12 protein-coding genes are annotated in these 10400 nt (G+C 67.1%); 8 read left to right on the top strand and 4 right to left on the bottom strand.

The window, feature by feature from the left end; all coding sequences use genetic code 11:
• Positions 1-180: 180 nt before the first annotated feature.
• From SGR02S_RS17465 to SGR02S_RS17455, 3 genes are read right to left on the bottom strand one after another with little or no spacing between them, the layout of a single operon-like run.
• The gene (locus SGR02S_RS17465) at positions 181-951 is read right to left on the bottom strand and encodes an isocitrate lyase/PEP mutase family protein (RefSeq protein ID WP_067112979.1); all 771 of its coding nucleotides are present in this window, start codon (positions 949-951) and stop codon (positions 181-183) included.
• Positions 948-1982, bottom strand: a complete 1035-nt coding sequence (gene ada, locus SGR02S_RS17460; RefSeq protein ID WP_067112978.1) for a bifunctional DNA-binding transcriptional regulator/O6-methylguanine-DNA methyltransferase Ada — start codon at positions 1980-1982, stop codon at positions 948-950. The genes SGR02S_RS17465 and ada overlap by 4 nt, the downstream gene beginning before the upstream one ends.
• Entirely contained in the window at positions 1979-2164 is a 186-nt protein-coding gene (locus SGR02S_RS17455; RefSeq protein ID WP_067112976.1) for a DUF1203 domain-containing protein, read from the bottom strand. Before SGR02S_RS17455 ends, ada begins: the two co-directional genes overlap by 4 nt.
• 99 nt (positions 2165-2263) lie before the next feature.
• Here SGR02S_RS17455 and SGR02S_RS17450 point away from each other — a divergent pair, with 99 nt between their 5' ends.
• The 3 genes from SGR02S_RS17450 to SGR02S_RS17440 are packed head-to-tail and all read left to right on the top strand — an operon-like array spanning position 2264 to position 4353.
• Positions 2264-3799: a S1C family serine protease gene (locus SGR02S_RS17450; protein WP_067112974.1), complete on the top strand. Its 1536-nt coding sequence runs from the start codon at positions 2264-2266 to the stop codon at positions 3797-3799.
• Between the two features lie 31 nt (positions 3800-3830).
• A complete protein-coding gene (locus SGR02S_RS17445) occupies positions 3831-4079 on the top strand; it encodes a type II toxin-antitoxin system Phd/YefM family antitoxin (RefSeq protein ID WP_067112971.1) in 249 nt (82 codons plus the stop codon).
• The gene (locus tag SGR02S_RS17440) at positions 4066-4353 is read left to right on the top strand and encodes a type II toxin-antitoxin system RelE family toxin (protein WP_067112969.1); all 288 of its coding nucleotides are present in this window, start codon (positions 4066-4068) and stop codon (positions 4351-4353) included. The genes SGR02S_RS17445 and SGR02S_RS17440 overlap by 14 nt, the downstream gene beginning before the upstream one ends.
• On the opposite strand, the gene SGR02S_RS17435 is transcribed toward SGR02S_RS17440, so the two are convergent.
• The gene (locus tag SGR02S_RS17435; RefSeq protein ID WP_067112967.1) at positions 4350-5039 is read right to left on the bottom strand and encodes a dienelactone hydrolase family protein; all 690 of its coding nucleotides are present in this window, start codon (positions 5037-5039) and stop codon (positions 4350-4352) included. The two genes, SGR02S_RS17440 and SGR02S_RS17435, sit on opposite strands and share 4 nt — an antisense overlap.
• Positions 5040-5305: 266 nt before the next feature.
• Between SGR02S_RS17435 and SGR02S_RS17430 the strand changes: the two genes are divergently transcribed.
• From SGR02S_RS17430 to SGR02S_RS17410, 5 genes are all read left to right on the top strand, one after another.
• Entirely contained in the window at positions 5306-5872 is a 567-nt protein-coding gene (locus tag SGR02S_RS17430; protein WP_067112962.1) for a F0F1 ATP synthase subunit delta, read from the top strand.
• A 3-nt stretch (positions 5873-5875) separates the two neighbouring features.
• Positions 5876-7405, top strand: a complete 1530-nt coding sequence (gene atpA, locus SGR02S_RS17425; RefSeq protein ID WP_067112955.1) for a F0F1 ATP synthase subunit alpha — start codon at positions 5876-5878, stop codon at positions 7403-7405.
• A gap of 76 nt (positions 7406-7481) precedes the next feature.
• Positions 7482-8357, top strand: coding sequence for a F0F1 ATP synthase subunit gamma (locus SGR02S_RS17420; protein WP_067112953.1), 876 nt, complete (start codon positions 7482-7484; stop codon positions 8355-8357).
• Between the two features lie 14 nt (positions 8358-8371).
• The gene (gene atpD, locus SGR02S_RS17415) at positions 8372-9913 is read left to right on the top strand and encodes a F0F1 ATP synthase subunit beta (RefSeq protein ID WP_082737358.1); all 1542 of its coding nucleotides are present in this window, start codon (positions 8372-8374) and stop codon (positions 9911-9913) included.
• Between the two features lie 108 nt (positions 9914-10021).
• Positions 10022-10279, top strand: a complete 258-nt coding sequence (locus tag SGR02S_RS17410) for an ATP synthase F1 subunit epsilon (RefSeq protein WP_067112951.1) — start codon at positions 10022-10024, stop codon at positions 10277-10279.
• Positions 10280-10400: the final 121 nt, after the last annotated feature.

Below are 10400 nucleotides of genomic sequence, written 5' to 3'. Positions count from 1 at the left end.
TCCGCACCACCGCTGCTCTCCTTCGACCTCTCCCACATGCAGGAGGGGAAGTCGGAAGGACACAGCATGACCTTCATATACTTTGGAATAATATTGCGCGCTCCCCGAAGCCCCTGTTCCCGCAAAAAAGGGGTGGAGATAGGTTTTTCCTCGCCGCCGCCCCCCCCCTTCGCGGGAGTCCTAATAGGCAGGCTCACCACCGCCCAGCACCGTCTCCGCCTGCGCGGTCAGCCAGGCCATCGCCGCGGCCCAGGGTTGATGACCGTGGCTGATCCGCGCCACGCCGAGCGCCGCCAGTTCGGCATGCGTCGGCCCGACGGACGAGCGGAGGATGTTGACCGGTAGCGGCAAGGCTTCGCAGATTGCACCGATGCACCCCCCGTCGGCGAGGAAGGGCACGAACAGCGACCCGGCGCCCGCGTCGGAATAGGCGCGCGCGCGTTCTAGCGTTAGAGCGACAAGCGCGGCGCCGTCCGCCGCCGCATCGCGGCCCCGGAAGCTGTCGCAGCGCGCGTTGACGAAAAGGCCAGTATCGGCGGCGGCGTGATAGCGTGCCTGCGCCGCGGCGATCGGCAGCAGTTCCGACGCGCCGGGCAGGCGATCCTCGATATTGACCCCTGCGGCGCCCGCCTCCCGCGCCCGGGTTATCGAGGCGCCGACCGCCGCCGGGTCGGCGCCGTAGCCCGATTCCATGTCGATCGTCACCGGCAGGTCGGTGACGTCGAGGATGCGGCGCAGATTTTCGAGGACATCGTCGAGCGGAAAATTCTCTCCGTCGGCGCGGCCCTGCGCGCCCGCGACGCCATAGCTGCCCGTCGCGATCGCACGGGCGCCCGCCGCCGCGACCGCCTTCGCGCTGCCCGCATCCCAGATGTTGACGAGGATCAGCGGGTCGCCGGGAACGTGCAGCGCCCGGAATGCGGCGATCGCGCTCGATGATACTGGCGTCATGGGATTTCCCTTTTCAGAAGTTCGCGCTTGATCGGCAGGCCATAGGCATAGCCGCCGAGCGAGCCGTCGCTGCGCACCACCCGGTGGCACGGGATCAGCACCGCGACATTGTTGGCGCCGTTGGCGCTTCCCGCCGCGCGCACCGCCTTCGGCTTGCCGACCGCGGCGGCGATGTCGGCATAGCTGCGCGTCTCGCCCGCCGGAATCTTTCGAAGCTCGCGCCACACCGCTTCCTGAAAGGCGGTGCCCTTCACGTCGATCGGGATATGGTCGAAGCCGGCCGCCGGCGTCTCGACCGCTTCGATCACCTGCGTCAGCAGCGCCGCGAAGGCCGCGTCGCCCTCGACGAGCGTCGCGGCGGGGAAGCGCTCCTCCAGCGCCTCACGTCCCTCGGCGAAGGACAGGCGGCACACGCCCTTCCCGGTCGCCGCGACGAGCATGTCACCGAGGCTGGTCGGCACCACCGCCCAGTGAATCGTCACGCCCTTGCCACCGTTTACCCACGCCGAAGCCGTCATTCCCATGCGTCCCTCCATATTGTCATAGAATCGCGACGGCCCCGAAAAGCCGGCGTCGTAGATCGCGTCGGTCACCCGCGCGCCCTCGCTCAGCGCCGTCCGCGCGCGCTCCTCGCGCAGCGCGCGGGCATAGGCGGCGGGCGACAGGCCGGTGTGGCGGGTGAAGACGCGCTGGAAATGCGTCGGCGAATAGCCGGTGCGCGCGGCGAGATCGGCGAGTGCAAGCGGCTCCTCGCTGCCCTTGATCGCCGCGATCGCGGCAATCACCGCGCCCTCGTCGCGCGCAACGTCGTCGGGCAGGCAGCGCTTGCAGGGACGCAGCCCCGCCGCGCGCGCCGCCGCGCCATCGGCGAAGAAGCGGACGTTGGCGCGCGCCGGGTGCCGCGCCGCGCAGCTCGGCCGGCAATAGATGCCCGTCGTCAGTACCCCGGTGACAAAGCGCCCGTCGAGTGCCCGGTCGCGGCGCTGCACCGCGGCCCAGCATTCGTCGTCGGTCATGGTCCCGGCACTCATGTCGCGTTCCTTCCGATCCGCGCGGCGAAACAGCCGTATGCGGCATTATGCGCGTCGATATAGGCGGTCGCGTCGTCGGCGAACAGGGCGCGCAGTTCGTCGAACACCGGCAGCGGCGCATCGCGACAGGGAGCCGCCAGCACCCCGGCGCGAGAAGAAATGGCATAGGTTATGAGGGTCATGGACCGTCCTTTCTTCGTGCCGAACCCGTCTGCCACGCGCCGTCGCGGCGCGCGTCCCGATGCTTGCGTTCAAAGCGCGCCTCACTAATCTGCCGCGCCATGACCCGCCTCCTCCCCCTGCTGCTCGCCTTTTTCGCTATCGTCCTGCCCGCGCGGGCCGCCGACGATATCAGTGCCGCCTCGCGCAGCGTCGTGCGCGTCGTCACCGTCGCGATGATGGAGGGCGAGGTGGTCGGCTTCGGCCACGGCAGCGGCATCGCGATCACCCCGACGCGCATCCTGACCAACGCGCACGTCGTCGAATCGGCGGTCCGCTATCCGAACAATGTCGCGCTCGGCGTCGTCCCGTCGGAGGGGCAGAAAAGCTATCCCGCCAGGCTGATCGCGATCGACACCGCGCGCGACCTCGCGCTGATCGAGATGGGCGAGGGCCGCCTGCCCGCCGCCGCCATCTATACCGGGCCGCTCGAATCGGGGACCGACGTCGTCGCGCTCGGCTATCCGGGCAACGTCGACCTCGCGACCGCGCGCAGCGCCGCCGACTATATCACCCCGCGCACCCCGGTACGCAGCGAAGGCAACATGTCGAACGTTCAGGCGGTCGACGGCATCGCGACGCTCGTCCACACCGCCAAGATCTCGCGCGGCAATTCGGGCGGCCCGCTCGTCGACGCCTGCGGGCGCGTCGTCGGGATCAACACCTTCATCACCCGCGCCGACGACGGCGATTCGCCCTTCGCCTTCGCCATCTCGGTGCGCGAGATCGCGCGTTTCCTCGCCGATGCCGGACAGCAATATACGAGCGTCGGCACCGCCTGTCTGTCGATGGCGGAGGCGACCGCGCGCGATCGGGCGGCACTCGACGCCGAAACCCGCGCGGCGGCCGAAGCCGATGCCGCGAAGACGGCGGCAGCGCGGCTCGACCGCGAACTGAAACAGGCGCGCGCCGAAGAGGCCGCGCTGGCGTCGCGCGAGAACCGCATCGCGCTGGCGGGGGTCCTGTTCGTCATCGGCGCGCTCGCCGCCGGAGCCGGGCTGCTCTTCTACAGCCAGAAGGCGATGCGCAACGCGAAGATCGCCGGCGGCGCGGGCGCGGTGCTGATGATCGGCGCCGCGATCCTGTTCGTGACGCGCCCCGACGCGCACGCCGAAATCGCCGGAGAAACAGACCAGGCGGCGGCACCCGACGCCACGCCGAAGCTGGCGCAGGGGAGTTTTCTCTGCACGATCCAGCCCGACCGCAGCCGCATCACCGTGTCCTCGACCGTCGACGTGCCGGTCGAAATCGGCGGGGACGGCTGCATCAACCGGCGCACCCAATATGCGCAGGGCACCGACGGCCGCTGGCAGCGCATCCTCGTCCCGAACGAGGAGGCGACGGTGACGATCGCCTCGATCGACGACGGCGCCCACGAATATCGCGTCGAACGCTATCTGCTCGACGCCGAGACGATGGCGAAGGCGCGCGCGCTGCGCGCCGCGGCGGAGATCAAGGGCTGCGCTGCCGACCCACAGGCGCTCGCCGCCTTCGCGACCCAGCAGGACGCGATCAAGGGCGCGCTGCCGCCGACGCCGAACGAGCGGCTCGTCTATCGCTGCCAGAAGGTCGCCGGTTCGGCGGCGGCCGCACCTTGACGTGACCTGTTAAAAGACCTATTAACAGGTCATGGGAAAGCCGCTTCTCGCCGACTTCGGCATCAGCATCTCGGAACTCAAGAAGAATCCGTCCGCCGCCATCCGCGCCGCCGATGGCGCCCCCGTCGCGATCCTCAACCGCAACACGCCCGAAGCCTATCTGGTCCCCGCCGACGCGTGGGAAGCGATCCTTGATGCGCTCGACGACATCGAACTGGCGCGGATCGTCAGGGAGCGTCAGGGGCAGGAACGGATAAGGGTCAGCATTGACGACCTATAATCTCGATTTCTTCAAAGACGCCAAGAAGGAATGGGATCGGCTGGACAAGAGTGTTCGCGCCCAGTTTCGCAAAAAGCTGGCCCAGCGGCTGGCAAATCCGCACGTCCCATCCGCTCGCCTGTCCGGCATGGCCAATTGTTACAAGATCAAGCTGCGTTCGGCTGGATACCGGCTGATCTATCAAGTCGAGGATGAAACGATCACGGTGGTTGTCGTCGCCATCGGTAAGCGCGAACGAAACGAAGCCTATGTGGAGGAGAAGCGGCGGCTTTAGCCCCCGCACGCCCTGAACAGCATCAGCGTCCGCTCGCGCGCAAGCTCCGCGCTCGGTTCGTGATAATCCTTGCGGCGGTCGCTGTTGAAACCGTGTCCGGCCTCATAGACGAAGATCTGCGCGGTCGGATGCTCGCGAGTGATCAGCGCCTCCACGCCCTCCATCGGAATCCCCGCATCGAAGCGGCCGAAATGGGCGATGGTCGCGCATTGCGGCGCCTGCTCGGCGAACTGCGTCGGGACGAGACTGCCGTAATAGCAGGATGCCGCGGCCAGATCGGGGCTGGTCTGCGCCATCCGCCACGCGACCGACCCCCCATAACAATAGCCGGTGATGAAGACCGGACCCCCGGAACCATTGGCGCCTTTCAGCGCGTCGATGCAGGTCTGCGCGTCCTTCAGGCTCTGCTCGAACGGGTGGAGCTGTCGCGCCAGTTCGACCGCGCGTTCGAACTGCGGTCCCGAATAGTCGCTCTCGAACCCCGGATGCTCGCGGTCGAACAGCGCGGGCGCCAGCACTTCATAGCCAGCGGCGGCATATTCGTCACACAGCTCGCGGATATGGTCGGTGACGCCGAATATCTCCTGGATCAGGACGAGCCCGCCCCGGCGCTCGCCTTCGGGCTGCGCGTGATAGACGGCGATCTCGGCGCCATCGTCCATCGTCATGCGGATCATCTCGCCCATACACTTCCCTCTCTTCCGTTCGTCCCCGGACCTGATCCGGGGTTGTCGAAGGGCCGTTCTTCCTTGACCGGTGTTTGAAGAAAGAACGGCACTTCGACAAGCTCGGTGCGAACGGACGTAGCAGGGTGCTCGATTCCCCCACCCTCGCCTTGCATTGCAGCAAAATCGTTGCTACGCGCGCCGCGACTTTGCAGCGGGGGCATTTTCGGATGCCGGAAACCCGCGCAGCCATCCCCCTCGGGATCGTTAAAGAAGGACTTTCGCGCGTGGAGAATTCCGGCGGCATTCAGGGCAACATCACGGCGGGCCTCGCGGGCCGCTATGCCAGCGCGCTGTTCGATCTGGCGCGCGAATCGGACGCCATCGACAGCGTCCGTCAGAGTCTGGCGACCGTCAAGGCCGGGCTCGCCGAATCGGCGGACCTCGCCGCGCTGACCCAGAGCCCGGTCGTCGGCCGCGCCGACGCCGCGAAGGCGGTCGCGGCGGTCGCGAAATCGCTGGGGCTGGATTCGCTGACCACCAGGTTCCTGGGCGTGCTCGCCGAGAATCGCCGCCTCGCCGATCTGGGCGGGATGATCGACGCGTTCGACGCGATCGTCTCGGCGCATCGCGGCGAAGTGACCGCGAAGGTGACGAGCGCGCATCCGCTCAGCGCCGAGCAGCTCAAGGCGCTCGCCGCCAACCTCAAGACCCGTGTCGGCCGCGACGTGCAGATCGCGACGACCGTCGACCCCGCCATCCTCGGCGGCCTCGTCGTCCAGCTGGGCAGCCAGCTGATCGACGGCAGCATCCGTACCCGTCTCAATGGCTTCGCACAGGCGATGAAAGGCTAAACAATGGAAATCCGCGCTGCTGAAATCAGCAAGGTCATCAAGGACCAGATCGCCAATTTCGGAACCGACGCCACGGTCAGCGAGATCGGCTCGGTCCTGTCGGTCGGCGACGGCATCGCCCGCGTCCACGGCCTCGACAATGTCCAGGCCGGCGAGATGGTCGAATTCGCCAACGGCGTGAAGGGCATGGCGCTCAACCTCGAAGCCGATAACGTCGGCATCGTGATCTTCGGCTCGGACGCCGAGATCAAGGAAGGCGACACCGTCAAGCGCACCGGCACGATCGTCGACGTCCCCGTCGGCAAGGGCCTGCTCGGCCGCGTCGTCGACGGTCTCGGCAACCCGATCGACGGCAAGGGGCCGATCAAGGCCGACAAGCGCATGCGCGTCGAGGTCAAGGCGCCCGGCATCATCCCGCGCCAGTCGGTACACGAGCCGGTGCAGACCGGCCTCAAGGCGCTCGACGCGCTCGTTCCCGTCGGCCGCGGCCAGCGCGAACTGATCATCGGCGACCGTCAGACCGGCAAGACCGCCGTCGCGATCGACACCTTCATCAACCAGCGCGAAGTCAACAAGGGCGATGACGAGAGCAAGAAGCTCTATTGCATCTATGTCGCCGTCGGCCAGAAGCGCTCGACCGTCGCGCAGATCGTCCGCCAGCTCGAAGAAAATGGCGCGATGGAATATTCGATCGTCGTCGCCGCGACCGCGTCGGAGCCCGCGCCGCTGCAGTATCTTGCGCCCTACACCGGCGTGACGATGGGCGAATTCTTCCGCGACAACGGCATGCACGCCGTGATCGTCTATGACGACCTGTCCAAGCAGGCGGTCGCCTATCGCCAGATGTCGCTGCTGCTGCGCCGCCCGCCGGGCCGCGAAGCCTATCCGGGCGACGTCTTCTACCTGCACAGCCGCCTGCTCGAGCGCGCGGCGAAGATGAACGCCGACAACGGCTCGGGCTCGCTGACCGCGCTGCCGATCATCGAGACGCAGGCGGGCGACGTGTCGGCCTATATTCCGACCAACGTGATTTCGATCACCGACGGCCAGATCTTCCTCGAAACCAACCTCTTCTACCAGGGCATCCGCCCAGCCATCAACGTGGGTCTTTCGGTGAGCCGCGTCGGCTCGGCCGCACAGACCAAGGCGATGAAGAAGGTGTCGGGCTCGATCAAGCTCGAGCTCGCGCAGTATCGCGAGATGGAAGCCTTCGCGCAGTTCGGCTCGGACCTCGACGCCGCGACGCAGAAGCTGCTCAACCGCGGCGCGCGCCTGACGCAGCTGCTCAAGCAGCCGCAGTTCCACCCGATGCCGTTCGAGGAGCAGACCGCGTCGATCTTCGCCGGCACCAACGGCTATCTCGACACCGTCGCGGTGAACGACGTCACCCGTTACGAAGCGGCGATGCTCGCCTATCTGCGCAGCGACCATGCGGATGTCCTGGGGACGATCCGCGACACCAAGGACCTGGGCGACGACGCCAAGAAGGGCCTGGTCGCCGCGCTCGACGCCTTCGCCAAGATATTCGCTTAACCCTTAATCGTGCACCTCCGCGAAGGCGGAGGTCCATGGGTCCCTGCCTTCGCGGGGACACACAGAGAGAGGCTTGATGGCCAGTCTTAAGGAACTCAAAGGGCGGATCAACTCGGTCAAATCGACCCAGAAGATCACCAAGGCCAAGAAGATGGTCGCCGCCGCCAAGCTGCGCAAGGCACAGGCCGCGGCCGAGGCCGCGCGTCCCTATGCCGAGCGGCTCGAAGGCGTCGTCGCGAGCCTCGCGTCGAAGGTCGGCGCCGCCGACGGCGCGCCGAAGCTGCTGTCGGGCACCGGCAAGAGCGACACCCACCTGCTGCTGGTGCTGAACAGCGACCGCGGCCTCGCGGGCGCGTTCAACAGCAACATCGTCAAGGCGGCGCGCGACAAGGCGCACGAGTTGCAGGCCGCGGGCAAGACGGTTCGCTTCTTCCTCGTCGGCCGCAAGGGCCGCCCGGTGATCAACCGCCTGTTCCCTGGCCAGATCATCGAGAATTACGAGACGACCGGCATCCGCGAGATCGGCTTCGAGCAGGCGCGCGAGGTCGCGGAGAAGATCAGCGAATTGTTCGAGGCGGGCGCGTTCGACGTCGCGCACCTCTTCTATTCGAAGTTCCGCTCGGCGCTGGTGCAGGAAGCGACCGGCCAGCAGCTCATCCCCGTCCCCGCCCCCGACGAAGCCCCGGCTTCGAGCGGCGCGGCGGTCGAATATGAGCCCGACGAGGAGGCGATCCTCGCCGACCTGCTGCCGCGCAACGTGACGATCCAGATCTTCAAGGGTCTGCTCGAAAACGCCGCGTCGGAACAGGGTGCGTCGATGACCGCGATGGACAATGCGACGCGCAACGCGGGCGACCTGATCAACAAGCTGACCATCCAGTATAACCGCAGCCGCCAGGCCGCGATCACCACCGAACTCGTCGAAATCATCTCCGGCGCCGAAGCGCTGTAAGCAGGAAGAAGCACATGGCCACCGCACCCGCCCCTGAAAAGAAGGCTCCCGCCAAAAAGGCCGCCGCGCCCAAGAAGCCGGCCGCGAGCAAGGCCGCCGCGCCGAAGAAGGCCGCGGCCGGCGCCGCGACCGGCCGCGTCGCGCAGGTGATCGGCGCCGTCGTCGACGTCCAGTTCGACGGTGCGCTGCCCGCGATTCTGAACGCGCTCGAAACCGACAACGGCGGCAACCGCCTGGTCCTCGAAGTCGCGCAGCACCTGGGCGAGAACACCGTCCGCACCATCGCGATGGACGCGACCGACGGCCTGACCCGCGGCCAGCCCGTCACCGACACCGGCGCGCAGATTTCGGTCCCGGTCGGCCCGCAGACGCTCGGCCGCATCCTCAACGTCATCGGCGATCCGATCGACGAGCGCGGCCCCATCAACAGCGACATGACCGCGCCGATCCACGCCAAGGCCCCCGAATTCGTCGACCAGTCGACCGAGGCGGCGATCCTCGTCACCGGCATCAAGGTCATCGACCTGCTCGCGCCCTACGCGCGCGGCGGCAAGATCGGCCTGTTCGGCGGCGCAGGCGTCGGCAAGACCGTGCTCATTCAGGAACTGATCAACAACATCGCCAAGGGCCATGGCGGCGTGTCGGTGTTCGCGGGCGTCGGCGAACGCACCCGCGAAGGCAACGACCTTTACCATGAATTCCTCGACGCGGGCGTCATCGCCAAGGACGCCGACGGCAACCCGACCCCCGAGGGGTCGAAGGTGGCGCTGGTGTTCGGCCAGATGAACGAACCGCCGGGGGCGCGTGCCCGCGTTGCGCTGTCGGGTCTGACCATGGCCGAATATTTCCGCGACCAGGAAGGCCAGGACGTGCTCTTCTTCGTCGACAACATCTTCCGCTTCACGCAGGCGGGTTCGGAAGTGTCGGCGCTGCTCGGCCGTATTCCTTCGGCCGTGGGCTATCAGCCGACGCTGTCGACCGACATGGGCGCGCTGCAGGAACGCATCACCTCGACCACCAAGGGCTCGATCACCTCGGTACAGGCCATTTACGTTCCCGCGGACGACTTGACCGACCCCGCGCCGGCGACGTCGTTCGCCCACCTCGACGCGACGACCGTGCTGTCGCGCGCGATCTCGGAACTCGGCATCTATCCGGCGGTGGACCCGCTCGATTCGACCAGCCGCGTCCTCGAACCGCGCGTCGTCGGGCAGGAGCATTACGAGACCGCCCGCCGCGTTCAGGAAACGCTGCAGAAGTACAAGTCGCTGCAGGACATCATCGCGATCCTCGGCATGGACGAACTCAGCGAGGAAGATAAGCTGACCGTCGCCCGCGCCCGCAAGATCCAGCGCTTCCTGTCGCAGCCCTTCCACGTCGCCGAGGTGTTCACCAACATCCCCGGCAAGTTCGTGCAGATCGAGGACACGATCAAGTCGTTCAAGGCGGTCGTCGACGGCGAGTACGACCATCTGCCCGAAGCCGCCTTCTACATGGTCGGCGGCATCGAGGAAGCGGTCGCCAAGGCCGCCAAGCTGGCGGCGGAAGCAGCGTAATAGAAGCTCCCCTCCCGCAAGCGGGAGGGGGTAGGGGCGGGCCAGCGGCCTGCCCGGAACGAGCCCACCCCCGACCCCTCCCGCAAGCGGGAGGGGGGAGATTAGAGAATGGCCCTGAAGTTCGAACTCGTCACCCCCGCCCGCCTCGAACGGTCGAGCGACGTCCATATGGTCACCGTGCCGGGCAGCGAAGGCGACTTCTCGGTGCTCGAAGGCCATGCGCCCTTCATGACGACGCTGCGCAACGGTCCGCTGACCATCTATGCCAGCGCCGGTGCCGCGCCCGAGACGATCGAAGTCGAAGGCGGCTTCGCCGAAGTGAACGAGGCCGGTTTGACCGTGCTTGCCGAACGCATCGCGGGCTGACGCCGCGATATCGCGGATCAAAGGGGCCTTCGGGCCCCTTTTTATTGGCCGCTTCGGGGTGGAAAGCCGTCGCTTCCTGAAACAAGTCGGCAATGATCCCTTTTCGACAGCTAGAGCATCG

This window comes from Sphingopyxis granuli NBRC 100800 (assembly GCF_001591045.1).
Lineage (GTDB): Bacteria > Pseudomonadota > Alphaproteobacteria > Sphingomonadales > Sphingomonadaceae > Sphingopyxis > Sphingopyxis granuli.
Note: the sequence above shows the minus strand (reverse complement) of the source record. Positions and strands in the feature narration are given on the sequence as shown.